The organism is Actinoalloteichus hymeniacidonis, assembly GCF_014203365.1.
Taxonomy (GTDB): Bacteria; Actinomycetota; Actinomycetes; order Mycobacteriales; family Pseudonocardiaceae; genus Actinoalloteichus_A; species Actinoalloteichus_A hymeniacidonis.
In genome coordinates this window covers 1793889-1819557 of the sequence record NZ_JACHIS010000001.1, presented here as the reverse complement: position 1 = coordinate 1819557, position 25669 = coordinate 1793889, and the positions used below count along the sequence as shown (strand labels likewise).

Sequence of the window (25669 nt, the reverse complement as noted above, 5' to 3'; positions counted from 1 at the left end):
AGACGACTCCAGGAGCTTCTTCGATCATGAGCCTGCAACTGCACGACATCGTGCTGACCTACCCGGACGGCGACGGGCGCCTGACCGCCGTGGATCACGCCGATCTCGACGTGCCGTCGGGCACCGTCACCGCGCTGGTCGGACCGTCCGGCTCCGGTAAATCGAGCCTGTTGGCGGTGGCGGCCGCGCTGATCACCCCGGATTCCGGTCGGGTGGTCGTCGCCGACACCGAGGTCACCGGTATGAGCCGCGACGAGATGACCGCCCTGCGGTTGGCGAAGATCGGCATCATCTTCCAGCAGCCCAACCTGATCGGCTCCCTCTCGGCGGCCGAACAGCTGGAGGTGATGGCACATCTACGGGGACGGGCACCCCGCTCCGCCCGCGACCGGGCCCGCGAGTTGCTCGACGCGGTCGGCTTGGCCGACAAGACGGGCCATCGCCCGCACCAGCTCTCCGGCGGTCAACGGCAGCGGGTGAACATCGCGCGCGCCCTGATGAACGACCCGGACGTGCTGCTCGTGGACGAGCCGACCAGCGCGTTGGACCGCGAGCGCGGCGCGGCGATCATCGATCTGCTGACCACGCTCACCCATCGGCGGGCCACGGCGACCGTCCTGGTGACCCACGACCGAGCCCACCTCGACGGGGTGGACCAGGTCGCGGAGATCCGCGATGGCCGGCTGCGACTCGCGACGGCCGCCTGATCGAGCTCGACCTGCACCCATGACCACCGGCGCCCCTGCGCGCCCGCGATCGGAGTCGACCATGAGGAAACTGTATTTCGCGATCGTCGCCTACACCGTGCTCGGCATGGCCAGCGGACTGTTCTACCGCGAGCTGACCAGGGCGAACGACTTCACCGGATCCACGCAGTTGGCGGTGGTGCACACCCATCTTCTGACGCTGGGCACGGTGCTGCTGCTGATCGTGCTGATGTTGGAGAAGGTGTTCGTGCTGTCGCGTAGCCGGTGGTTCACCCCGTTCCTCTGGACCTACCACGCGGGGCTCGTCCTGACCTCGGGGATGTTGACGGTCAACGGGACCATGACGGTGTTGGGCCATGAGACCGGTCCGATGCAGGCGGGCATCTCCGGGCTGGGCCACATCCTGTTGACCGTCGCCTTGGCCTTCTTCCTCGGGGCGCTGCATCGCGGGGTGCGGGCGGCCGAACGATCGACCGGCCCAGTGGCTGCGACCGCGCGGGGCTGATCGACCTCGTCGGCAGGCGGTACCGGGGCGGGCTCGAATCGAGTGCCAAGCCCGCCCCGATCAGGGACGGCGGTCAGAACAGCGTGTTCTCATGCCCCTTCTCGTAGCCCCGGATCTCGCCGACTCGGCCCGCACGGAGCTTGGCGGTCCACTCGGGATCGGAGAGCACGGCGCGGCCCAGCGCGACGAGGTCGAACTCGCCCTTGTCGATCAGTTCGAGCAGGGGCGCGAGGTTGAGACTCGCGGTCGCCTCCGGCGTGGTGGCGTAGGGGTTGAACGGGGAGCGGACGCCCACCGAGCCGATGTTGATCGTGGGCAGCCCGGTCAGATGCTTGGTCCAGCCCGCGGTGGTGCGGTCGGAGCCCTCGAATCCGGGCAGCCAGTAGCGGCGGGCGGAGACGTGCCAGAGCGAGACACCCGCCTCGACCAGCGGCGTCAGCAGTTCGTCGAGTTCCTGCGGGGTCTCGGCGATCCGGGCGTCGTAGTGGCCGCCCTTCCACTGCGAGAAGCGGAAGCCGATGGGGAAGTCCGGGCCGACCTCGGCGCGGATGGCGGCGACGATCTCGGCGGACAACCTGGCACGGGCGGCCGCCTTGCCACCGTAGGCGTCGGAGCGGCGGTTGGTGACCGACCAGTGGAACTGGTCGAGCAGGTAGCCGTGGGCGCCGTGGAGTTCGATGCCGTCGAAGCCGATCCGCTGCGCGTCCTTGGCCGCCCGCGCGAACGAGGCGATCAGGTCGTCGAGGTCCTTGCCGGTGGCCGCGACCCCGGCCGGGCTGCCGTCCAGGGCGATGCCCGACGGGGACAGCACGGGCGCCTCCGGATGCGGTGGCGAGCCCTCGGGTCGGGTCACCCCGATGTGCCAGAGCTGCGGGATGATCCGGCCCCCGACCGCGTGCACCGCCTCGACCACTCGACTCCAGCCCGCCAAGGCGTCCTCGCCGTAGAACCTCGGCACGTCGGCGAGCATCCCGGCGGACGGGTGGTCGATGTAGGTGCCCTCGGTGACGATCAACCCGAGGTGTTCCGCGCGCCGCGCGTAGTAGGCCGCCACGTCCTCGCCGGGAACACCGTTCGGTGAATGGACGCGGGTCATCGGCGCCATCACGAACCGGTTGGCCAAGGTCAGGTTCCCGAGTTGGAACGGGGTGAACAGCACGGCCGGGTCGATGCCGTCCAGCAGGCCCGCATCCGTGGCGGAACTGGTCGAGGGAGTCATGTGTGGGAGTCCCATCGCTTTCTCTTGGCTTGGGTGGTTTCCCTCAGTCCCAACCGCCGGCCGGATAGGGCCCTTCCTGAGTCGACGAATCGCCCCCCGGACTCCCATCCAGTGAGACGACCGGGGGCTTCGGGGGCATTTCGGGCCGGCTCGTCGGATCAGCCCGCCTGCTCGGCGGCCAGCTCCCGTGCGATGCGTCGGCCGATCTCCAGGGCTGCCGTCGCCGCAGGTGATGGGGCGTTGAGCAGGTGGATCTGCCGGGGTGCCCGGAGGTAGTGGAAGTCGTCGACCAGGTGGCCGCCCCGATGCAACGCCTGGGCCCGCACGCCCGAGGGGGCCCTGACGATGCCCTCGGTGGGCAGGGTCGGGACCAGCTCTCGCAGGCTGCGGGCGAAGCGCTCGCGGGAGAAGGACCGCGCGATCTCGGCGGCCCCGGTCCGCCAGTAGCGGCGGCCGAGTCGCCAGAGCCCGGGCCAGGCCAGGCTGCGCGCGACCTCGCCGGGCCGGATCGAACCCCAGGAGTAGCCCTCCCTGGCCAGGGCGAACACCGCGTTGGGTCCGGCGTGTACCGAGCCGTCGATGCTTCTTGTGAGGTGCACGCCCAGGAAGGGCAGGCTCGGGTCGGGCACCGGATAGATCAGGCCCCGGACCAGGCCGTTGTATCGCGCGGTCAGTTCGTAGTACTCCCCCCGGAACGGGATGATCCGCACGTCCGGGGTGAGCCCTGCGAGTTCGGCGATGCGATCGCTGTGCAGACCGGCGCAGTTGACGAGGCGATCGGCTCGCACCATCTCGTCTCGCGCCGCATCGGTCTCGACGACGACGCCTGCACGCGTGGCGCGGATACCGGTCACCGTCACTCCCAGCCGCACCGTCCCGCCTGCCGCTTCGATCAGCTCGACCAACCGACGGCTGACGGCCGCATAGTCCACGATCCCGGTGGATTCGACGCGCAACGCGGCCACACAGGAGACATTCGGCTCGTACTCGCGGGCTTGGCCTGCGTCGATCAAAGCGCAGGGCACGCCGTTGGCGGTGCCGCGTCGATGCAGTTCGTGCAGGGCGGGCAGCTGGTCGGGCGTGGTGGCGACCACCAGCTTGCCGCAGATCTCGACCGGGATGCCCCGCTCCTCGGCGAACACCCGCATCGAAGCGGCGCCCGCCGTGCCCAGTTCGGCCTTCAGACTGCCGGGCCGGTAGTAGAGACCGGAGTGGATCACGCCCGAATTGCGGCCGGTCTGATGCGCGGCGACCCGCTGTTCCTTCTCCAGCACCGTGACGGTGTGGCCCCGCCGGATCAGCGCGTGCGCGGTGGCCAGCCCGACGATGCCGGCCCCGACGATCGCGATGTGTTCGCCGGTCATGTCGGCGTCCGCCCGTTCTCGTCGCTCGGTCCGCACTCGACGGCTATCGGATGCATCGCGGCTGTCCTCCTCATCGCCCGAGGTGCTCCGCCCACGAAGTCGACGATCTTCCCCATCGAGCGTCCCATCCGGGGCTGGCCGACGTCGAGACACGCTCAGTTCGCCATACCCGGCCGGGCGTCTCGGTCGCGGGTTTCGACCGGCGCGGGCAGGCTCGTGGGCGGTGGCATCCGGCGAGGAGCGGGAGGGGTGCATGACCGAGACGATCCGGGCGGAAGGCCTGGTCAAGGTCTACGGCGGGGTCCGCGCGGTGGACGATCTCGACCTGGCCGTGCCCACGGGAACGGTGTTGGGTCTGCTCGGCCCCAATGGCGCTGGCAAGACCACGGCGGTGCGGATCCTGGCGACGCTGCTGCGTCCCGACGCCGGCACCGCCCGGGTCGCGGGCGCCGATGTTCGGACCGATCCGGAGGGCGTACGTCGTCGGATCGGGCTCTCCGGGCAGTATGCGGCCGTCGACGAGCACCTGACCGGCTTCGAGAACCTGGAGATGGTGGGACGGCTGTACGGGATGCGGCGCGCGAAGGCTCGTTCGCGGGCCCGGGAACTGCTGGAACGCTTCGATCTGGCCGACGCGGCCGACCGCCCGTCGAAGACCTATTCGGGTGGGATGCGCCGCCGCTTGGACCTGGCAGGGGCGTTGGTGGCCTCGCCGCCGGTCCTGATTCTGGACGAGCCGACCACGGGATTGGACCCGCGCAGCAGGCTGGGCATGTGGGAGGTCATCCGCGATCTGGTCTCGGGCGGAGCGACCCTGCTGTTGACGACGCAGTATCTGGAGGAGGCCGACAAACTGGCGGATCGGATCGTGGTCATCGACCATGGGCGGGCCATCGCCAGCGGCACGTCCAGTGAGCTCAAGCGCCAGATCGGCGGCGAACGGATCGAACTCAGCCTCGTCGATCTCGCCCACGGCGAGCAGGCGGTGCGGTGCCTACAACGGGTCGCCAGCGGCGAGGTCCAACGCAACGCCGATGGCCGCGAGTTGATCGCCCAGGTCAGCGGGGGTTCGCAGTCGCTGTCCGCCGCACTGCGGTGTCTGGAGGAACACCGGGTGGACGTGGCCGAGATCGGGCTGCGCAGGCCCACCCTGGACGACGTGTTCCTCACCCTGACCGGGTCCGCCGCCGAGAACGGCGAACCCGCCGCGCACTCCCCCGATCAGGCATCCGACTCGGAGGCGCCTCGATGAACACGTTCACCCGCGCGATCGCCGATGGCTGGGTCATCGCCAAACGAAACACCATCAAGATCAAGCGGGTGCCCGAGGTGTTGGTATTCGTGTTGATCTCGCCGATCATGTTCGTGTTGTTGTTCGCCTTCGTCTTCGGCGGGGCCATCAACGTGGGTGGCGGAGTGAACTACCGCGAATTCCTCATCGGTGGGATCTTCGCGCAGACGGTGGTCTTCGGCTCCACCTTCACCGGGGCCGGTTTGGCCGAGGATATGCAGAAGGGCATCGTCGACCGTTTCCGTTCGCTGCCGATGTCCCCGTCGGCGGTGCTGGTCGGGCGGACCGCGTCGGACGTGATCTACAACGTGCTGTCCGTGCTGATCATGGCGCTGACTGGACTGTTGGTGGGTTGGCGGATCCGGGGTTCGATCCTGGAGGCGGTGGCGGGTTTCGCATTGCTGTTGCTGTTCGCCTATGCCTTCAGCTGGGTGATGGGCTATGTGGGTCTGTTGGTTCCGAGTGTGGAGGTCATCAATAATGCCTCGTTCATCGTGATCATGCCGATGACCTTCGTCTCCAATGCCTTCGTTCCCTTGGAGACCTTTCCCAATGGACTGCGTCAAGTGGCGGAGTGGAATCCCGTTTCGGCGTTGACGCTGGCGATTCGGGAGTTCTTCGGGAATACCGGCCCCGGTATGCCGACTTCCGAGGCGTGGTCGTTGCGTCATCCCGCCTGGTATTCGCTGATCTGGATCGGCGTGATTCTGGCGATCTTCGTGCCGTTGTCGGTGCGGCGATACCGGCGCGCGGGCGGATGAGTGAAGACGCCGTGAAGTGCCGGTTGAATCCCTGCCGACGAAATCAGGACTAATCGTCGAACTCTGGGTGCGGAGCGTGATCGCGCCCGCGAAATCCACTGTAGATGGTCGTCTTCGCAGGCAGCGGACGCCTGAGATGGTCACGGGAAGGTCGCGAAGGTCGCATGTGACGCCGAATGTCGGTTCGGCTCGCTAGCGTCGGCGCGCATCAGATCGTGGACGACCCACAGGAGGAATCGTGAGCTGGCTCGATGCCGCATCCGGATATCAGGTGCGGCTTGACGAAGACGGACGAGTCCGCTGCCGCAACGCCAAAGGAAGATTATTGGCGTCGGTACCCGGGTCGCTGAAGGACGATCCGCAGGTGGTCCAGTTACGTCAGCTCGCGGAATGGCTGACTCGCCATTCCCAGGAGTGCCTTGCCACAGTGGACAGCTGGATGGTGCGGTCTCTTCCGGTTCCGACCTCGGTGATCACCGAGGTATGGGCGGACGCCGCCTGGTCCGGCGCCCTGCGCGATCTGGTGGTCACCGCCGACGATGGCAGCGGGCCGGAGACGGGTTTCCTTCGGGACGCCGATCCGGAGCGTGGATTGGGCGTGGTCACCCTCGATGGCGACACGCTGCGACTGAAGCCCGAACTGGTGTCCATCCCGCATCCGGTGCTGTTGGAAGACCTCGATGAATTGCGGGAGTTCGGCGCCGAACTCGGCGTGGAACAGAAGGTGCAACAGCTGTTCCGGCAGACCTTCGCCCGACCGGCGAATCAGCCCGTCAATCGCAGAAGCGTGGACGATTTCGCGGGCGGGCGTTTCAACGAGCTCAACCATGCAGTTGCCCGCTGCCGCACGTTGGGCTACCCGGTACGGGGCGGTGACGCGGTCTATTCGGCTTTCGAGGACGGGCGGACCGTGGAAGCACGATTCTGGATCGGCTCGGACTATCCCGAGAGCGAGACCACCACCGAATCGCTGAGCTGGACCCTGGAGAACGGCACCAGCCTGCCGCTGACCGAGGTCGGGCCGGTGGCCTGGTCGGAGGGCATGCGGATGGCCTCGTCGATCTACGCGGGACGTGTGGTGGACGAGACGGTGGCCGCCTGATGGTTGCCGCGAACCCGACGAGCGCGACGGTGTCCGAGGACGACACGGTTGCGGCGCGGTTGGCGGCCGGACAGATCCTGCCCGGCGCCGACGAGGTCGGCGATGACCGCGGCATCCTCACCGCCCGGCGATATCGCCATCCCGCTCTGGAAGACCGAGTCGTCGTCCGGCTGGTTCCGCAGCTCCTCGGCCAGGCCGAGGACCTCACCGGCGAATTCCTGGGCTTCGACGCGACTCCGCAGACCGCCGAGGTCGGCACCGCGAAACGCAGCGCGCTCGGGTTTCCCGCCTGGGCCCTGGTCAACGATCCGGCCAACGGCCACCACGCCCTCAACCTGGTCAAGGACATCGAACGGCTGGCCCGCACCGCCAGGTCCAGGGCAGGCGCGGCCAAGGAGGGTTTCGACTCCCTCGGCACGATGCTCGGCCGCGCCGCCCCGCACTTCCTGCCCACCTTCTACGAGCAGGCCGGGCGGATCTTCCTCGAACACGGCAACGACACCTATGCCGCGACGATGTTCGGCAAGGCCAGGGACGCCGAAGAGGTCCACGGACTGGAGGTCGACCCCGATCGGGTTCGCCAGGTGTTCCTGGAGTTCGCCTTCGCGGGCGCCCTCACAGCCAAGGCCCTGTCCGCCTACAGCAGACGACTCGCCCGCCAGGACGACCCGGACGCCGGTTACGAGCTGTTCTTCCGGCTGAGTGTGGACCGCATTCGGGGCGGGTTGCCACCCTATGCGGGAATGCCGCAGGACCTGCGTCGGTTGGCCAAGGCGGCGCAACGCGAGGCCGCAGTCGAAGACGAGCGACTGCTCGGCGCCGTGCTGGACAGCACCGCGATCACCCGCGCCTCGCTGGCGTTCTGGAAGTCCTACCGCAAGCCGCTGATCGGCCTGGCCCAGCGCGACCCGGCGATCCCGCGACGCCTGCTGACCTTCGTGCCGTCCCAGGATTCCAGCGAAGCCAGCCTGGCATTCTGGATGGATCTGCTCCGCGACACGGGTGCCCTGCGGCTACTCACCGAGCCCGCCGACGCCACTGCGCCGTCGCCCACCCCGGCGGTCTGGTTAGCCGCAGTAGTCGACGCCCGCGACTATTCGGCGTCGCGATCGGCCGTCCTGTTGGACGCGGTCGGCACCATGATCGCTCGGCTGATCGCCGACGGCGAGCCGGTCCGAGGCCTAGCGCAGTGGCCCGCACGGGAACTGGATCTGCTGGACCTGCTGCTGGCCAACGGTGTCCCGATCGCCGACGGCCAGGAAGAACTCAGTCTCCCGGTGCAGCAATGGCTTGCGGACGGCGAGCCTGGACGCCGCGATCTGGTGGCCCTCTCAGCCTCGCCGCAATTCCAGGAAGCCCTGGCCCGGGGTGTCGGAGCGCATCTCGAACCGAAGAAGCCGAACGCACCTGCCTCCATCGAGACGCTGACCGAGTTGCGGGCAGTACCGGGCCTGCGAACGGCCCTGGCGCACTGGATCACCACGCGGACCGCCGAGGTAGGCGAATCAAGCCTGCCGATTCTCGAGAAACACCTGAAAGACACCTTCGCCGCGCTGCGCAGGCCGGAGGCGTTCATCGACGTTCCCGAGGCGGCGGAAACCCTCGCGACGGTCGACGTCACGGAGGCACTGCGTCAGGCGCTGCGCAGCGGGCTCATCGACGAACTCGGCTGGCCCGCGCTCGAAGCGGCCGTCGGCAGGTTGTCGGGTCCCGGATGGTCCGAGGACGACGAGATCCAGAACTGCGGCGAGGGCTGGCCGGCGCTGGTGCTGCGTCGAGGCGAGACCTTCCTGGTGGTAGGGCCGGACGGCGTCTTGGCCGAACACCTCTCTCGGATTCCTACCGCCGCACGCAACCAGTGGTACTTCGAACCTCGGGCACACTGGTTCGATGGCGTGCTCCTCGTGGTCTGGCGAGGGCCGGACGGAAATCAGGCGTATTGGAGCGACGCGCCCACCGAGGTCTTCTCGCTGACGGACGAGTCCCATTTCGACGCCTATTGGGAGCTGCCCCACGCGTCCATCGCCCTGCCGGATGGCGCCCGGTTCACGGGCGGCCGGGCCGTCCGACCGGGTGACACCGCGATTCCCGCTCCGATGCGGGTCATGGGCGATGGCATCACCGTGTGGCAGGCCCCGTCGCATTACCAGGAACGAGCGTTCCCCGAGGTCGATCCGGCCACCGGGGAGATCGGGCGGATCAGCCAGGCGCGGTTCTTCGAGAATTCCGCAGGCGATGGCAGGGTCCGCTTCCCGCAATACAGCGATCTGCGACCGGCGGTGCCCGCGACGGCCGCCAGCCCGCTGGGCGCTGCCGATGGTCTGCACGGTTGGCGGGTCAGTTCCGACGGTGACTGGACGCTCGGGGAAGGCATCGACGGCCGTCGAGTCCGGTTGCCCAGTCAGCGGGGCGATGTCCCCGAGGCTCTACTGCGGCTGCCCGGCGGCGCGGAACTCGTGGTGACCGATGTGCGGTTCGGTTCGCACCTCCAGCTCCTCGATATGGCGGGCAGGCAGCACAGCACGATCGTGGTGGGCGTGATCGGGGACAACGGCGCCCCGGGAACCGCCTTCCTGCCGCCGAAGGACTGGTTTCACCTGCTACGGCCGCGTGACGAGGCAGGCTCTCTAGCGCTGCGGCAGCTCACGCGCTCGGCGGCAGGCGAGATGATCGACACCGTGGTCGCGGCCCTGGAACGACGCGATCAACTGCGGCAAGACCGGTTGGCGGGCAACGGACAACCCGACTCGGAGGAGCAGAACGGCGTCGCCGATGCCGCGCAGGAGGCCGTGACCTCGGCGGTGCCCGCGCTCACCGATCCCGCGTTGCGCATGGCGGTGGTCGACCTGGTACGCCGGGCAGCCAGATTGGCGCAGGCCTTCCGTTCCTTCGGCGGCATCGCCGACGAGGCCAGGACCCGAGCCGATGTCGAGCCGATCCCACCCAGCGGTCCGCAGGTCGGGCAACTCGATCTGGAGACGGCGCTGCATTGGATGGCGGACACCGGTCATCTCCAGAATTTCCTCGATAACACGCCAACCCGCCTGCCCGCTCTGCTCGCCGAGTTGGGCGGACTCGCCACCCGGTCGACCGATGGGCCTGCAACGGTGTCGGACGGCGGCCAGGGCGTCGGGTGGCTCAACTGGTTGCCGGACCTGCCGTTGGTGGCGCACCGCGCGGTATCCGGTTTCACCCCGGACCGGGATCGCGATGCCCTGTTGTTGCTGTTGCGGTCGCTCGCGGACAGCGGAATCGCCGACAATGACGGCAGTTGGCGGCGGGCCGCGCTGTACTGCCCCGATCCCGAGGGCGTGATCCATCGCGTCATCCCCGTTCGGAACGGATTCCTCGTCCCGGTGCGCACCCAGTGGATTCACATGGGCAACAACGCGGGACTCGGGGTCGATGCACTCGCGTTCACCCGCACCCCAGGGGTATTCGATCTTCCGGTGGGGTGGCAGGCCGCGTCGATCGTCGAGCTGACCGGCTCGTTCAGAACCTCGGACCTACGACGCCTGCTCGAACTGTTCGAGGAGCGCGGTCCCGCGCCCTGGTTCCCGCAAGCAGTGGTCGAGCTGTCGGAACGCACCGGTCTGAGCAGGTCCGAGGCCACGCTGTTGCTCGCAGGCCTGCCCGGCGTCGACCTTTGGGAACGACGCTTCCTCGATCCCGAGGTCCAGCAACGACTCGGACTGTCGTCCGATCAGGCACAGTTCGCCAAATCGTGTTGGTCCAGGGTGGACTCGGGGATCCGACGCAAACTGCTCACGGCCGTCCTTCCTGCCGATCCCGCTCGGTTGTGGACAGCTGGGCCTGCGGTGGAGGCGGTCGCCGATCTCTGGGTCGCCGCATCCGGCCGCCGCCGTCCGGTGCCCGACGAACTGCTGATCGAGGCGTCGAAGCGATTGCCGTCGGTACAGAATGCCGACATCTATGTCGGCGCGATCGCCGACCCGGAGAGCACGTTCTGGCTGGTACCCGACGGCGCCGCATCGGAAGAACTGGCGACCGCTATCCATGCGACGCCCCCGGTGCTGCGGTGGTTGGCCTATGTCCTACCGGTCGGTGATCCACTACGTCCGCTGCTCACGGTGGCGCTCGCGGCCGTCCGGGCGCGGGCAGCCAATCCCGACTTCAAGTTCACCTGGTGGGACTGGCAGGCCTATGACAACCTCTCGGCCTTGCTGGGTGAGGCCATCGACGCAGATGTCGAGCGGGCCCGGGCTTCCAGGACCGCGTTCCGGCCTCGGGAATGGCTGGCGGTGGCGTCCGATGCCGATGACGCCGTCGAGCTGACGGTGTATCCCAATCTCGTCCCGCCGCAGGACAGGGAGCTTTACACCGCCCTCGTACACAGGCCCAGTGGTCCCGGGATCGCCGATGGTCTGCCGCTCGACAGCGAGCGACTCACCGCCGCGTGCGCGGCCACCGCGCCGCAGGACACCGATCCGGCCGCCTACTTCCAGGACCCCCAGGTCTCGGTTCCAAGCCTGGTCGCCGAGATCTCCGACCGGTTCGACCTCACCGAGGACGCCTCGGCGCTCTACCTCCAGCTGCTTGCCCTACCGGATCCGACCGACGCGAACGTCGCCCGGTGGAACGCCTGGAAACCCGCCCGGCTGCGCAAGGCCAAGGCCGCCCTGGCCGAGACCGATCTGGTCGTCACCGCCAAGCGCGCCAGGGCAGGCCGCAGCCTGTTCCTCCCCGGTGGCTGGCTTGATCTCACCAGCCCTCATCTGCCCCTGGAGTTGTGGAAGCCGCCGATGTTCGGCTTCGACACCCGTCCCACCGGGGCTGTCGTGCCGGAAGGCACCGTCGCCGAGCTGTTCGCCCAGGCCTGGCAACGCATCCTCGACGGCGACACCCCCACCTACCACGAACTCGAGACCGGAGGACGACGGTGACCGCGCCAACGCCACCGCACCACTCACACGACCGCCACAACGACCCGGCGACGATCGCGGCGCGGCTGGCCGCAGGCCAGATCCTGCCCGGCGACGACCACGCGGGCGACGACCGCGACGTCCTCACCGCCCGCCGATACACCCATCCCGGTCTCGGCGACCGCCCCGTGGTCCGGCTGGTACCGCAGACCCTCGGCCAAGCCGAGGACCTCACCTGCGAGTTCCTCGGCTTCGAGGCACCCGTGTCGACCACCGAGGTCGGGACGAGCAAACGCAGTGCCCTCGGTTTCCCGGCGTGGGCGCTGGTCAACGATCCGGCCAACGGCCACCACGCGCTCAACCTGGTGAAGGACATCGAACGGCTCGCTCGCACCGCGAGGTCCAAGGCGGGCAACGCCAAGGACGGCTTCACCAACCTGGGCAAGATGCTCGGCCGCACCGCCCCGCACTTCCTGCCGACCTTCTACGAGCAGGCAGGCCGGATCTTCCTGACTCACGGCAACGACACCTACGCGGCGTCGATGTTCGGCAAGGCACGCGAGGCCGAGGACGTGCACAACCTCGACATCGACCCCGAACGCACCCGCGAGGTCTTCCTCGAATTCGCCTTCGCGGGCGCGCTGACCGCCAAGGCGCTCTCGGCCTACAGCAAGCAGCTGATCAAGCGGGGCGACGCTGACGCGGGCTACGAGCTGTTCCACACGCTGTGCGTCGAACGAACCCGGGGCGGGCTGCCGCCCTACACCGGCATGCCGGAGGATCTTCGTCGGCTCGCCAAGGCTGCGAAGCGTGACCTGGCCGCCGAGGACGAACGACTGCTGCGGGGCGTGCTGGACAGTCCGTCGATCACCCAGGCATCGCTCGCATTCTGGAGGTCCTACCGCAGCTCGCTGATCACACTGGCTCGGCGCGACGAGTCCATCCGGCGACAGCTGCTGGCGGTCTTCCCGGCGACCGCAGGCGTGCACGAGGTCATCGAGCTGTGGCTCGAAATCCTGACCGAGAGCGGCGCCAGCACGTTGCTCACCGAGCCCCGATCCGCCGATGAAACGGACATCGGCCTGCCTGCTCGCTGGTTGTCCGCATTACTGGCGACCCGGGACAAGCGCGCGCGGTCGCCTCGATCCCAGGCATTGCTGCAGTTGGTCGAGACGATGGTCGAACGGCTGACCGCCGACGACGTCCCGGTCGAGCTGCCGCCCTGGCTACGCGGCGAGCTGGACCTACAGGATCTGTTGGTGGCCTCCCGCGTGCCCCTCAGCGAGTCGCACCAGTCGGCCAGACAGTTGTGGGTCGAGGAATGGCTCCGCGACACGCAGCCAGGACGTCGTGATCTCGCCGCGCTCGGGAAATCCGCTCCATACACCATGGCCCTCGGCGAGGGCATCGTCGCTCATGCCCGCCACAACACCGATGCGGGAACCATCTCCGCCGCCGCCACGCGCGAGGTTCTCGCCGTTCCCGGCCTGCGCCAGGCATTGCGGAACTGGATCACCTTCCGGGTGACGGCGATCGAGCCGACGAGCCTGCCCGATCTGCGAGACCAGCTCAACGCGCTCCAGGTGCTGCGTTCGCCGGGGGCGTTCTCCGACGTGCCCGAGGCGGCGACGATCTTGAGTGCGGTCGACGTGGGCGCCGCGTTGCATGACTCCTTACGCAGCGGTGTGTTCGACGAGATGGCATGGCCCGCGCTCGAAGCGGCGGTCGAGCGGCTGTCCGGCCCGAACTGGTCCAGCAACGACGAGTTGGAGATCTGCGGCGAGGGCTGGCCCGCGCTGGTGCTGCGCCGGGGTGAGATGTTCCTCGTCGTCGGCCCCGAGGGCATCCTGTTCGAACACCTCTCGCGGATCCCGAAGGAGGCCCGCCGGCACTGGCGGTTCCACCCATCGGCGGCATGGTTCGACGGGGTCCTGCTGGTGCGCTGGCAGACCGACGACGCCGAGCTCGCCTACTGGAGTGATGCGCCGGAGACCGTGTTCGAGGTCGCCAAGAACACCAGCTACAGCCGATACGACATCCCGGTGCCGTCGATCGCTTTATCCGATGGGTCCCGATTCAGCGGAGATCGCGCGGTCCGGCCCGGCGACACCTCGATCCCGCGATTCTGGGATGCCCGCAGTGACGGCAGCGCCCTGTGGAGTGGCCGGCTCAGCCGCTCCCAGCGCTGGTTCGAGGTCGACGCGGCGACCGGGGAACGTGGCCGCAGCAGCGTTCCCGCGTTCATCGAGGACTTCGCCGCCGAGGACACCGCCCTCTCCTACGCCTATTGCGATCTGCGGCCCTCGGTCCCCGAGACGCTCAACAGCCCGTTGGGCGAGGCAGGCGGACTGCACGGCTGGCGGGTCCGGAAGGAAACCGACGGCTCCTGGCTGGGCGAGGGCATCGATGGCAGGCGCGTCCGCCTGGCCGGTCGACACAACGCTCCGGTGGCGCAGTTGCAGCTGCCGCACGGCGGGGCGCTGACCGTGACGGCGGCCAATCCGCCCCGGCTCGTAGGGCTGCACAATGCCCACGGCTCCTCCGTCGGCCAGGTCTCCGTGGGAAGCAACCACCCGCACACGGCTCCCGGCACTGCGCTGGTACCGCCGTTGGATTGGTGGCATCTACTGGTTCCCCGCGACGAGGCGGGCTCGCTGGCCTTACGCACGCTGGACCGCGCGGTGGTGGACGAGCTGCTCCGGCGGGTGAGAGACGAGCTGGATCGGCACGACGAGGAACTCGCGCGGCTGGCCCAGGCCGCCGACGAGGCCGGGGTCGTCCAGGACGGTACCGCCGCCGCCGAGGCGGGCCGCAGGCTGAGCACGCTGATCACCGATCTGGTCACCTCCGCACTACCCGCCATCACGCATCCCGGTCTGGTGGCCGGAATCAGCACCTCGGTGCGGCAGGCGGCCGACTTGTCGCGGTCCTATCTCGCCTTCACGAGCATCGCCAAGCAGGCCCGTGATTTCGACGCGACCCTCGAAGCGTCCTCGGCGGATGACGCGATGATGTCGGCGGCCGATATTCAGACCGCGCTCGACTGGTTCCGGCATTCCTCGGACCACCATCGCCGAGGAAACCGGAACCAACCCACCGTGCTGCCCAAGTTCCTCGCCACCCTCGACGCGACCGCTGCGGAATCGGCTCCCCGTAGCAAGAGTCTGATCGCCCCGGGGATCATGAACTGGGTCCGCTGGCTGCCTCACCTGGAGACGCTCGTCTATCGGGCTGCCTCGGAGTTCACGCCGCCCTACCAGCGCGACGCACTCGTGTTCCTGCTGCGCACCCTCGCAGACAGCAGCATCACCGATGGTTCCGGACGGTGGCGCATCGTCACGGTGACCGCGCCGGAGGGCGCCGACGAATCGGAACTCCGGGTCGTGCCGACGCCCGAGGGTTTCCTCGTCACCCTCGAACGCAACCGGACATACCACCGAAGCACCCAGCGCTACCAGTTGACCAGTCTGCAATACGCCCGCACACCCGGGTCGTTCGCGCTGGCGGAGGGCTGGCAGCTCGAATCGGTCACGCCGTGGGGTACGCCGCCGGATGGCACCCGCTTGCGTCACATGCTGGATCTCATCATCGAGCGGGGCCCCGCCTCCTGGCGGCCCGAAGCGGTGCAACAGTTGGTCGAGCGCACCGGGATGGGGATTGCCGAGGCCGCCATCCTGTTGGCGGGAATGCCCTCCATCAATTCGTGGGAAGCGAACTATCTCGACACCGACCTGCGCAAACAACTGGGTGTCTCGGCTGCACAGGCGAAATCGGTCCGGGAACGGTTCCGCTATCTCAACGACACGCTGCGGCGCGAGCTGCTGGGGGCGGCCGTGCCCGCCGATCCCGCCGAGCTATGGACCGTCGGGCCCGCGGTGGACGCGATCGCGGCGGTATGGGGAGCGAAATTCGGCATCCGTCACCCGGTACCGGAGGACGTGCTGGTGGAGGCGGCCAAGCGGTTGTCCCTGCGCGATACGGGTGAATGGATCTCCGGCGTCACCAACCCGGCGACCACGCCGTGGCTCGCCGCAGAAGCGGAGCAGTCCGATGCCCAGAACGGACGATCGAGTTTCACACCTAGCACGTTGCAGGCGCTGGCCACGGTGTTGCCGTGGTTGGCCTACCGGCTGCCGGTCGGCTCACCGTTGCGGTCGCAGTTGTCGGCGTCGCTGGCCGCCGCGCGGGAGCGGGTCAGCCGCCCCGAGTTCAGCCTCGTCGGATATTGGGTCGAGCTGGAGCGCCTTGCGCCCCTGCTCGGTGACGAAGTGACGCCCACGGGGACCAACACCCAGGGTGACGCGACCGCAGAGCCTAGGCCGTGGATGACGTTGGCGTTCAACGGCAGCAGGCACTGCCGAATAGCGGTCCGACCCGGCCTGGTCGAACCGGCGGACCGCGAACTGTTCGCCGCCATCCTCGAAGGCTTCGTCGGTCGCATCCACGTGCATCAGCTGAACATCCTGCACGATGAGCGGCTGGAAGCAGCCTGCGCGGGCAGCCACACCGAGGACACCGATCCGGCCGCCTACGCCCAGGATCCGAACGTGTCGGTCCCGCAGCTGGTGACCGAGGTCGCCACCCGATTCGGTCTGCCCGAGGACGCGGCAGCGCTGTACCTACAGCTGCTGGCCCTGCCGGATCCCACCGATGCCGACACCGCCAAGTGGACCGGGTGGAAACCCGCCCGGCTCCGCAAGGCACGCGCGGCCCTCGCCGAGACCGATCTGGTCGTCACCGCCAAACGTGCCAGGGCTGGCCGAAGCCTGTTCCTGCCCGGCGGTTGGCTGGATTTCAAATCCCCGAGGCTGCCCTTGGAGACCTGGAAGTCCGCGCTGTACGACACGACCGGGACGGTCGTGCCGGAGGAACCCGTGGCCGATCTGTTCGCCCGCGCCTGGCAGCGGGTCCTCGACGGCGATGCGCCCGCCTACGAGGAACTCCAGACCGGGAAACGCCGATGACACAGGCACCCCCAGCGGTGTCGAGCCATCGGCCCTCCGCCGAAGCGGCGGATGTCTCAGCCGGATTGCGCGCCGGGCAGATCCTGCCCGGCGCGCCCGGCGCCCGCCGAGGCTGCACCGCCCTCACCGCACGCCGCTACACCCATCCGGGGCTGCCGGAGGGCAGCATCGTCCGGCTGGTCCCCGGCGAACTCGGGCCTGCCGAGGACCTCGCCTGCGAATACCTCGGCTTCGCGGCGCCATCGAGCACCATCGACGTCGGCACCGCCCCCCGCAGTGCCGTCGGTTTTCCGGCCTGGGCACTGATCAACGACCCGACCAACGGCCACCACGCCCTCGAACTCGTCAAGGACCTCGAACGGCTCGCCCGGTTGGCCGAATACCGGGCCGGTGTGGCGAAGAACGGCTACCTCGCCCTGGCCGATCAGCTCGGCCGCTCCGCACCGCACTTCCTGCCCACCTTCTACGAACAGGCCGCGCGGGCATTCCTGCGGCATGGCAACGATGGCTATGCGGCGGCGATGTTCAACAGGGCCCGCGAGGCCGAGGACGTCCACGATCTCGACATCGACCCCGACCGCACGCGGGAGGTCTTCCTCGAGTTCGCCTTCGCGGGCGCGCTGACCGCGAAGGCGTTCACCACACTCGGCAAGCGGCTCGCGAAACGCAAGGATGCGGGGCCCGACTACGAGTTCTTCTTCGAGCTCTGTGTGCAGCGAACGCGGGGCGGCCTGCCGCCCTATGCCGGCATGCCGGAGGACCTGCGGCGACTCGCGAAGGCGGCCGGTCGTGATCTCGCGGTGGAGGACGAACGGCTGCTGCGCGCCCTCCTACCGTGTCCGCCGATCAAGCAGGCTCCGGCGGGTTTCTGGGCGAGCTATCGCCTATCGCTCACCGAGCTGGGCGGCAGGGACGAGACGATCCGGGGACTGCTGCTGTCGTTCGTTCCCGATGGCGCGGCCATCCCCGGGGTCTGGCTCGGCATCCTGCACGGCTGTCAGGCCGATGTGCTGCTGACCGGACCGCCTACGACGACGGCTCCCGAGGCGCTCGGGCCCGCCGATTGGTTGTCGGCCATGCTCGCGTGCCGGATCAAGCAACGGTCGAGGCGCGATAGCGATGTACCGCGTTCCGCGACGCTGTTGGGCCTGGTCGAGTCGATGTCCGACCGACTCGTCGGCGACGGGGTGCCCGTGCGAAGCCACGGCGCAGAGCATCCGATGGAGACGGATGTCCTGGATCTGCTGGTGGCGCGCGGGGTTCCGGTCGTCGTCGACGCCGATCATGTGCCCGACATCGATGTCTATCGGTGGTGGCAGGACGAGACACCGGGCGAACGCGATCTGCTGGCGTTGGCACGGTCCGATCGATTCCGCCCGGCGCTCGTCTCCGGGCTGCGGTCCTATCTACGCACCCGTACCCGCGACGGCCTCGTCGTTCCGGAAGCACTGCACTCGGTGGCGGCCGTTCCCGGACTGCGGCTCGCGCTACGCGCCTGGATCAGGGCGGAGTCGGAGCGGGAGGGCGTCGCAGGCCTGCCCGCACAGGGGCAGTGGCTGAGTTCGATGGCGTGGCTTCGGGCACCGGAGGTGTTCATCGACGTGCCGGAGGCGGCCGAGGCGATCGCCGCCACCGATATCGCCGCCGACGTGCACGCCGGCCTGCGCGGAGGTCTGCGCGGAGGTCTGCTCGATGAACTCGGGTGGCCCGCGTTGGAGGAAGCGGTCGCCCGCCTCGGCGCCACGGACGCAGGCGGCCGGGATGAGACGACGGTCTGCGGCGAGGGCTGGCCCGCGCTGGTGCTGCGCCGAGGCGCGCGGTTCATCGTCGTCGGCCCGGACGGAATCCTCGCCGAGCACACTGCGGTGTGCAGTCTCGACGAACAGGAACGGTGGTCGTTCTCCCCGCCGATCGCGCGGTGGTTCGACGGGGTCCTGTTGGTGGGTTGGCGCACCTACCACGGCGCCGTGGCCTATTGGAGCAACGCGCCGGATCAGCGGTTCACCCCGTCCGGATGCGCAAGGCCCGGGCAGCGCTCGCCGAGACCGAGCTGGTCGTCACGGCGAAACGCAGCCGGGCGGGCCGCTCGCTCTTCCTCCCCGGCGGCTGGCGCGTTCTCGCGCGCCCGCACCTGCCCCGGGAGGCATGGAAGACATCGATGTTCGGCTTCGACACCACACCGGACGTCGTGATCACCGCGCATGAACCCGTCGCCGATCTGTTCGCCCGTGCCTGGCAGCGGGTCCTCGACGGCGATGCGCCCGCTTATGAAGAACTCGAGACCGGAGGACGACGGTGACCACCGCCGCACCCAGGCAGGTCGAACCTGCCGAGAATGCCTATCGCGAGGAGTTGGCCTTCCTCGCCGCCTACGACGACGGGATCCGACCACCCGGCTGGCGGCTCACGCCGCGTGCCGTGGTGCTGTTCGTGACCGGCAGCGGCGGCGAATCCCTGGCCTTGCCCAAGGGCCGCAAGGTCGACGGGGTACCCGCGCGAATGGTGATCAGCGCGAAGTTCGTCGGGGAACGTGCCCTGGTGGAACGGTCCGTGGTGACGCTGGCCGGGGAACGCGGCCTGTTATTGGTCGGCGAACCGGGCACCGCGAAGTCGATGCTCTCGGAGTTGTTGGCCGCGGCCGTGTCCGGCAGCAGTGCGTTGACGGTGCAGGGCACCGCGGGCACCACCGAGGACCAGCTGCGCTACGGCTGGAACTACGCGTTGCTGCTGGCGGAGGGCCCCAGCCCTCGGGCCCTGGTGCCGTCTCCGGTGCTCAGCGCGATGCGGGGCGGCGGCGTGGTGCGGGTCGAGGAGGTCACCCGCTGCCTGCCCGAGGTGCAGGACGCGCTGGTGTCGATCCTGTCGGACCGGCGGATCTCGGTCCCCGAGTTGTCCGGCACCGAGGACGCCACCGTGCACGCCGCACCCGGCTTCACCGTGATCGCCACCGCGAACCTGCGGGACCGGGGCGTGTCGGAGATGTCGGCGGCGTTGAAACGACGGTTCAACTTCGAGGCGGTGGGCCCGATCGGCGACCTGGCCGCCGAGACGGACCTGGTGCGACGCCAGGCGACGAACGCGCTGGAGCGGGTGAACGCGCCGTTCGCCATCGACGACGTGGTGTTGGAGGCGCTGGTCACCGCATTCCGCGACCTGCGCAACGGCATCTCCGAGGAGGGTTGGGCGGTCGAGCGGCCGTCCACGGTGATGAGCACCGCCGAGGCGGTGTCGGTGGCCAGTTCGCTGGGACTGGCAGGCGCCTACTTCCCCGGCGACCGCGATCCGCTGGCGCTGCTGCCCGGACACCTGCTGGGTGTGGTCCGCAAGGATGATCCCGGCGATGCGGCCCGGCTGCTGAGCTATTGGGACGGCGCGGTTCGGCGTCGAGCCGAGTCCGGTGCGCACACCTGGCGGCGATTGTGGGAACTCCGTGACGTCCTCGACTCGTGACGACGAGCTCGCGGTGCTCGATCAGCTGGTCGACCACCGCGAGCCACACCTCATCGGCGTCCGACACCACTCCCCCGCGCTGGCCGCCGCGATGCCCGCCTTGTTGGCGGCGGCCGACCCCGAGGTGTTGTTGGTCGAGTTGCCCGAGGACATGGGCGACTGGTTGCCGTATCTGGCCGACCCGGAGTTGTTGGCGCCGGTCGCGCTGTCGGCGGCCTCGGGTGCGGGCGGCAGCCTGGCCTTCTTCCCGTTCGCGGACTTCTCCCCGGAACTGGTCGCCATCCGATGGGCGCACGCCCACGGCGTCGAGGTCCGGGCCTGCGATCTGCCCTTGGCGGCCCGCGAGGCCGAACGCCGCGGCCACCACACCTCGGGTGCCAGTCCGCTGACCGATGCCCTGCGCGGCACCATCACCGGCCGGGACGGCGACGATCTGTGGGATCGGCTGGTCGAGGCGGCCGCGCCGGGGCAGCAGGCCGAGGCGGTGCGACGGGCGGCGTTGTTGGTCGGTTGGGCGCTGCGCCGCGACGCGGCGGGCGACGTCCCGGCAGGCCTCGACGACGCGGGCCACGATCCGAAGTCGGCCGCGCTCGGTAATTCGGAGGACGCGGTAGGCACGGCGGATGGGGGAATCGACCCGTTCGATCTGCGGCGTGAGGCGTGGATGCGCCGGGCGATCGCCCAGGCCTCGGGTCGGCGCTGCACCGCAGTGATCGGCTCCTTCCACGCCGCCGCGCTGCTCACGGGCTCGGTCGAGGACTCGGTCAAGACCGTCCCGGCGGACTCGAAGATCGTCACCGCGCTGGTGCCCTACGGGTTCGCGTTGCTCGATGAGCGTTCCGGGTATCCGGCGGGCATCCGCGATCCCGAGTGGCAGCAGGCGATCTGGGCGGTGGGCTGCGATCCCACCGAGATGGAGTCCGTCGCCGCCTCGATGATCGTGCGGATCTGCGCCGCGATCCGGGGACTGGGCCATCCGGCCGGGCCCGGCGAGGCACGGGAGGCCTTGCGGTTGGCCGGTGATCTCGCCCGGTTGCGGGGGCTGCCCGCGCCGGGACGCAGCGAGGTCGTGGAGGCCGTCCAGAGTGTCCTGACCCAGGCCGATCCGTTGGGGCGGGGCCGCGTGGTGGCGCGGGCCGCAGGCGAGGTGCTGGTGGGCAAGCGCAACGGCATGTTGGCGCCGGGCACGCCGCAGTCCGGCCTGGGCCCGACGGTGGCGGCCCTGCTCTCCGAGCTTCGGATGCCCGGTCCGCAGTCCCCCGCACCGGCCACGCTGCGGTTGGATCCGCTGCGTTCGGCGCTGGACGCCCGGCGCGAGATCACGCTACGCAGGCTCGCAGCGCTGGGTATCGGTTACGCGGAGGAGTCGGCGGTCGCGACGATCGGCGAGGGCGGTGCCCTGACCACCCGGTGGGAGGCCACCTGGACGCCCACGACGGCGGCGACGCTGCCGGTGGCGGGCCGCTGGGGCATCACGCTGCCGCTGGCCGTGGCAGGCAGGCTGCGGGCCCGGCGTGCCGAGCGGGAACAGCACGCGGGACACACCCCGCAGGATGTGCTGGCCGATCTGGAGACCGCCGCGCAGTGCGCCCTGCCCGAGCTGCTCGGCGATCTACTGGCGGACGCGGCCTCGGTGCTGCCCGCCACCGCGACGCTGCCGGAGTTGTTGACCGCCCTGGACCTGCTCGATCGGGTGCGTGGCGGGCATCTGCCGGACATCTCCGCCGAGGTCCTCGCGACACAGCCTCGGCTCGCGGACGAGCTGGAGGATGCCGCGGTCGCGCAGATCTCGGGATTGGCCGGGTCGGAGAACCCGGACGATGCCCGCAACCTGGTCGAGCTGGGACAGCGGCACGATGCGCGTGGCACCGGATTGCGCTTGGCGGCGACGCTGCGTGAGCTGGCCGACGAGGCGGCCCCGTTGATCGCCGGGGCCGCCGGGGCCACCCGGGTGCTGCTCGGTCTGGTGCCGCCCGCCGCGTTGGGCGAGCGGATCGCATCGTGGATCGACGGCGCCTCGACTCCGGAGCGGCGCGGGGTGCTGCGACACGCGCTCACCGGCGTGTTGGTGGCGGCGGCCCCGTTGGTGGAGACACCGGAGGCCTTGGATCCGCTGTTGGATCGGGTGGAGTCGCTGCCGGATCAGGACTTCCTCGATCGGTTGCCCGCGCTGAGGGGTGCGTTCGTCTCGATCGGCCCCGCAGCGCGCACCCGCATCCTGACCGTGGTCGAGGCACGGATCGACGACACGATCCGCGATGCGAAGGCACCCGATCCCGAGGCCTTGGCGATCTGGTTGGCCGCCGAGCAGGCGAGCGCGGCGGTTCTGCGGGCCTACGGGCTCACGGGCCAGACCGTCGCGGCCGAGCAGATCTCGGCCGCCGCACCGGGATCGGAGGTCGTGACCGAGGACTCGGCGCTCGTACCGCAGTCCGCGATCGGTCTGTCGGCCACGGTGCGCTGGCGGTTGCTGCTCGGCACCCACGGCCAGCGACCGGCGGGCGGCGGCCGCTATGCCGCCGCTTTGGACGAGTTGTACGGGCGGGATCGCGGCGAGGGCGCCGACAACCACGATCTCGGCGCCGACCGCTCCGATCCGTTCCCCGGAATCCGGGAGTGGTCCGAGGAGTTGCAGGCGCTCTTCGGGGATCGTGTCCGCGAGGAAGTGCTGGCCGAGGCTGCCGAGAACGGCCGCGCCGAGGCCGCCTTGGAGATCGATCCGGCCACGGTGCGACCTTCGGTCGAGTTGCTGCGCACCATGTTGTCCCTGGCGGGCGGGCTCTCCGAGTCCTCGATGGCCAAGCTGCGGCCGTTGGTGGCGCGGATCGTCCGGGAGTTGACCGAACAGCTCGCGGTGCGCATCCGGCCTGCTCTGACCGGCATTCAGTTGCCTCGGCCCACCCGCAGGCCCGGCGGTCGGTTGGATCTGGCCCGGACCCTGCGGGCCAACCTCACCACCGCTCGGCGGGATGAGGACGGTCGGGTCGTGGTCGTGCCGGAGCGTCCGGTGTTCCGCACCCTGGGCCGCCGCTCGATCGACTGGCGGTTGGTGTTGGTGGTGGACGTGTCCGGCTCGATGGAGGCGTCCACGGTGTGGTCGGCGCTCACCGCGTCGGTGCTCGCCGGGGTGTCGACGTTGTCGACGCATTTCCTGGCGTTCTCCACGGAGATCGTGGACCTCACCGACAAGGTCGAGGATCCGCTGTCCTTGTTGTTGGAGGTGCGGGTCGGTGGCGGCACGCACATCGCGGGCGCGCTTCGCCATGCCCGCACCCTGGTGACCGTGCCGGAAAGGACGATGGTCGTGCTGGTCAGCGACTTCGAGGAGGGCGGCCCGGTTGCCGATCTACTCACCCAGGTCCGGGAGCTGGTCTCCGCCGGGGTCACCGTCCTGGGCTGCGCGAGCCTGGACGACAGCGGTTCCGCGCGCTACTCGACCTCGGTGGCGGGGTCGCTGGTCGCCGCCGGGATGCCGGTGGCGGCGCTCAGTCCGCTGGAGTTGGCCCGCTGGGTCGGAGAGCGGGTGCACGGATGAGCGGGAGTCTGCCGCCGGTCACGGCCGAGGTGCCCGCCGGGGTGCTCGACGCGTTGCCGCCGAGGTTGCGCAAGCGGATCGACGGGGCACTGGATCGGGCCGCGAGCTGGACGATCGAGGTCGACGGCGACACCGCGCGTGCCGAGTTGGACGCCGATACGGCGCTGACCTGGTCCTTGCACTCCGGGGTGCTCACCTCGGCGGACGAGCTGAGCTGTAGTTGTCTGCTCGCGCCGAAGTGCCTGCACCGGGGAATCGCGGTGGCTGCCGCCGAGGTGGTGGCCGTGGAGTCCGCGGCCGAGCCGGAATCCGTGGAGCAGGCGCCACCGGCGGCCGAGACGGCTCCGGGACCGAGGGGGCCTGCGGGCTCGACGTCGACAGTGGACCCGGTCGTCGACGACGCCGTGCGGGAGCCGGAACGGCAAGCGGCGCAGGCGCTGTGGCAGGCCTGCTCCCGAGTCGTCTACGCGGGTGCCACCGGCAGTGGGGCGGTGGCGCGGGCCGAGCTGCTGCGGGCCGCGCACAGCGCGCGGGTGGCCGGGTTGCACCGCGCCTCGGCGGGTGGCCTGCGCATCGCGGCCGCGTTGGCCGCCGCGCGGGCGAACTCCTCGGCCTTCGATCGGGAGGCGCTCACCGGCGAACTGGTCGAGCTGATGCTGCTCTGTCGGGAACTCGTCACCGGTAGTGGACCGACCGACCTCGCGGAGCTTCGCGGCACCGCCCGCCGCGAGTATCGGCCGATCGGCACGCTGCGGTTGTACGGGTTGTGCACCGAAACGGTCGTGGCGGCCACCGGGTACAGCGGGGTCGTCACCCATCTCGTCGACGAGAGCGGCGAGTTGTGGACGGTGCCCGCGATCATGCCGGGCGGTGCGGAACGGGTCGCGACTGCGGCGGCCGGGCCGGTGGCGATCGGCGAATCCGGGTTGAGTCAGCGCGAACTGGGTCGGGGCGGACTACTGTTGTCCGGCGGCACGGCCTCCCCCGACGGCAGGCTCGGTGCGGGCCGCGTGGTGCGGGCGGTCGCCGCGACGGGCGCCTCCTGGGAGGCGACCCCGTTGTCGACGCTGTGGGCCCAGCCGTTGATCGACCAGGTTGCCCGGGCGTTCGAGGCGGGCATCCGGGTCGCGACACATCGCAGGGCGGGCGCCGACCTGCTCTTCGTGGCCGGGACGGTGCAGGGGATCGCCCAGGATGCGCTCCGGCTCTCGATGGCGGGCGACACCACGGTGGACCTGGTGGCTGCGGGCAAGCAGGCCAGGCAGAACCTGCGGGTGCTGGCCAGGGCGACCGGTACGCGGCTTCGGGTCATCGCCCGGCTGCTGCCGGATCGCCCGGGGTCGGCGACCGCGCTGGCGATCTCGGCAGGCCCGGACGATCTGACGCTGCCCACTGCCCTGCGGCGGCATGTGGATCTGGGCTTGGACGTGCTGCAACGCTCGTATCTGCACGAATCCGAGCCGGTGGGTCTGCCACCGGGCCCGGACCGCGCCGAACGGGTGCCGCCGCCGTTGCGACCGCTGGCCAATGTGCTGCACCGGGTGACGCTGGGCGGCCGAGCGGTCGCGGCGGTCGGCTCGGCCGCCCCCGATGCGGCGGCCCTGGTCCGCAACGGGCTCAGCACCACAGCCGAGCTGTTGACCGAACTGGCCAGGCTCTCCCGCGATCGGGAGCGCGACGTGTTCGGCCGGGTGGTGCGCGATGTCGGGGAGGACTTCCCGCTGGCCTGGCTGCGGGCGGGCCTGCACTGTCGCGAGTTCGGCCGGGCGGCCGCGCATCGCAACTGGTTGGCGGCGGCGGGCGCCGCGTAGTCCGTCGAGCAGCCGGGGCCACGGCCTCGGCTGCTCGACCAGGCTCGGCGACCCATCAGCTGCGGGTGCACGACTTC

The 25669-nt window shown here is 69.7% G+C and carries 14 protein-coding genes; 12 read left to right on the top strand and 2 right to left on the bottom strand.

The features are described from left to right. Window positions 1–26: 26 nt before the first annotated feature. Both BKA25_RS08230 and BKA25_RS08225 read left to right on the top strand, forming a co-directional pair. Window positions 27–707 carry an ABC transporter ATP-binding protein gene (locus BKA25_RS08230; RefSeq protein ID WP_069850837.1) on the top strand — a complete coding sequence of 227 codons (681 nt, stop codon included), beginning with the start codon at window positions 27–29 and terminating at the stop codon, window positions 705–707. Window positions 708–768: 61 nt separating this feature from the next. Next, window positions 769–1212: a DUF2871 domain-containing protein gene (locus BKA25_RS08225; RefSeq protein WP_069853890.1), complete on the top strand. Its 444-nt coding sequence runs from the start codon at window positions 769–771 to the stop codon at window positions 1210–1212. A 73-nt stretch (window positions 1213–1285) separates the two neighbouring features. On the opposite strand, the gene BKA25_RS08220 is transcribed toward BKA25_RS08225, so the two are convergent. Both BKA25_RS08220 and lhgD read right to left on the bottom strand, forming a co-directional pair. Then, window positions 1286–2431 carry an NADH:flavin oxidoreductase gene (locus BKA25_RS08220; protein WP_084643244.1) on the bottom strand — a complete coding sequence of 382 codons (1146 nt, stop codon included), beginning with the start codon at window positions 2429–2431 and terminating at the stop codon, window positions 1286–1288. A gap of 158 nt (window positions 2432–2589) precedes the next feature. Next, entirely contained in the window at window positions 2590–3795 is a 1206-nt protein-coding gene (gene lhgD / locus BKA25_RS08215) for an L-2-hydroxyglutarate dehydrogenase (RefSeq protein ID WP_069853892.1), read from the bottom strand. A 253-nt stretch (window positions 3796–4048) separates the two neighbouring features. Here lhgD and BKA25_RS08210 point away from each other — a divergent pair, with 253 nt between their 5' ends. The 10 genes from BKA25_RS08210 to BKA25_RS08165 all read left to right on the top strand — a co-directional run bounded on the left by BKA25_RS08210 (window position 4049) and on the right by BKA25_RS08165 (window position 25592). Beyond that, window positions 4049–5047: an ATP-binding cassette domain-containing protein gene (locus BKA25_RS08210; protein WP_069853893.1), complete on the top strand. Its 999-nt coding sequence runs from the start codon at window positions 4049–4051 to the stop codon at window positions 5045–5047. After that, a complete protein-coding gene (locus tag BKA25_RS08205) occupies window positions 5044–5847 on the top strand; it encodes an ABC transporter permease (RefSeq protein WP_069850838.1) in 804 nt (267 codons plus the stop codon). Before BKA25_RS08210 ends, BKA25_RS08205 begins: the two co-directional genes overlap by 4 nt. Before the next feature lie 238 nt (window positions 5848–6085). Beyond that, window positions 6086–6949: a DUF4132 domain-containing protein gene (locus tag BKA25_RS08200; RefSeq protein WP_069850840.1), complete on the top strand. Its 864-nt coding sequence runs from the start codon at window positions 6086–6088 to the stop codon at window positions 6947–6949. Next, window positions 6949–11853, top strand: coding sequence for a hypothetical protein (locus tag BKA25_RS08195; protein WP_069850841.1), 4905 nt, complete (start codon window positions 6949–6951; stop codon window positions 11851–11853). The genes BKA25_RS08200 and BKA25_RS08195 overlap by 1 nt, the downstream gene beginning before the upstream one ends. Beyond that, complete coding sequence (locus BKA25_RS08190) at window positions 11850–16796, top strand: hypothetical protein (protein WP_236750325.1); 4947 nt, start codon at window positions 11850–11852, stop codon at window positions 16794–16796. The genes BKA25_RS08195 and BKA25_RS08190 overlap by 4 nt, the downstream gene beginning before the upstream one ends. Then, window positions 16793–18988 carry a hypothetical protein gene (locus BKA25_RS08185; RefSeq protein ID WP_157421172.1) on the top strand — a complete coding sequence of 732 codons (2196 nt, stop codon included), beginning with the start codon at window positions 16793–16795 and terminating at the stop codon, window positions 18986–18988. The genes BKA25_RS08190 and BKA25_RS08185 overlap by 4 nt, the downstream gene beginning before the upstream one ends. Next, window positions 18955–19095 carry a hypothetical protein gene (locus BKA25_RS08180; protein ID WP_157421173.1) on the top strand — a complete coding sequence of 47 codons (141 nt, stop codon included), beginning with the start codon at window positions 18955–18957 and terminating at the stop codon, window positions 19093–19095. The genes BKA25_RS08185 and BKA25_RS08180 overlap by 34 nt, the downstream gene beginning before the upstream one ends. Continuing rightward, complete coding sequence (locus tag BKA25_RS08175; RefSeq protein ID WP_069850844.1) at window positions 19092–20246, top strand: ATP-binding protein; 1155 nt, start codon at window positions 19092–19094, stop codon at window positions 20244–20246. The genes BKA25_RS08180 and BKA25_RS08175 overlap by 4 nt, the downstream gene beginning before the upstream one ends. Further along, on the top strand, window positions 20227–23781 hold the full coding sequence (locus BKA25_RS08170; RefSeq protein WP_236750326.1) for a DUF5682 family protein: 3555 nt from the start codon (window positions 20227–20229) through the stop codon (window positions 23779–23781). The genes BKA25_RS08175 and BKA25_RS08170 overlap by 20 nt, the downstream gene beginning before the upstream one ends. After that, window positions 23778–25592: a hypothetical protein gene (locus BKA25_RS08165; RefSeq protein ID WP_069850846.1), complete on the top strand. Its 1815-nt coding sequence runs from the start codon at window positions 23778–23780 to the stop codon at window positions 25590–25592. Before BKA25_RS08170 ends, BKA25_RS08165 begins: the two co-directional genes overlap by 4 nt. Window positions 25593–25669 lie beyond the last annotated feature (77 nt).

Bases quoted from the DNA above. Each gene is read 5' to 3' on its own strand.
- BKA25_RS08180 (WP_157421173.1), top strand. From the start codon at position 18,955: ATGTTCGGCTTCGACACCACACCGGACGTCGTGATCACCGCGCATGAA.
- BKA25_RS08205 (WP_069850838.1), top strand. From the start codon at position 5,044: ATGAACACGTTCACCCGCGCGATCGCCGATGGCTGGGTCATCGCCAAA.
- BKA25_RS08185 (WP_157421172.1), top strand. From the start codon at position 16,793: ATGACACAGGCACCCCCAGCGGTGTCGAGCCATCGGCCCTCCGCCGAA.
- lhgD (WP_069853892.1), bottom strand. From the start codon at position 3,795: ATGACCGGCGAACACATCGCGATCGTCGGGGCCGGCATCGTCGGGCTG.
- BKA25_RS08230 (WP_069850837.1), top strand. From the start codon at position 27: ATGAGCCTGCAACTGCACGACATCGTGCTGACCTACCCGGACGGCGAC.
- BKA25_RS08220 (WP_084643244.1), bottom strand. From the start codon at position 2,431: ATGACTCCCTCGACCAGTTCCGCCACGGATGCGGGCCTGCTGGACGGC.
- BKA25_RS08210 (WP_069853893.1), top strand. From the start codon at position 4,049: ATGACCGAGACGATCCGGGCGGAAGGCCTGGTCAAGGTCTACGGCGGG.
- BKA25_RS08225 (WP_069853890.1), top strand. From the start codon at position 769: ATGAGGAAACTGTATTTCGCGATCGTCGCCTACACCGTGCTCGGCATG.
- BKA25_RS08195 (WP_069850841.1), top strand. From the start codon at position 6,949: ATGGTTGCCGCGAACCCGACGAGCGCGACGGTGTCCGAGGACGACACG.
- BKA25_RS08165 (WP_069850846.1), top strand. From the start codon at position 23,778: ATGAGCGGGAGTCTGCCGCCGGTCACGGCCGAGGTGCCCGCCGGGGTG.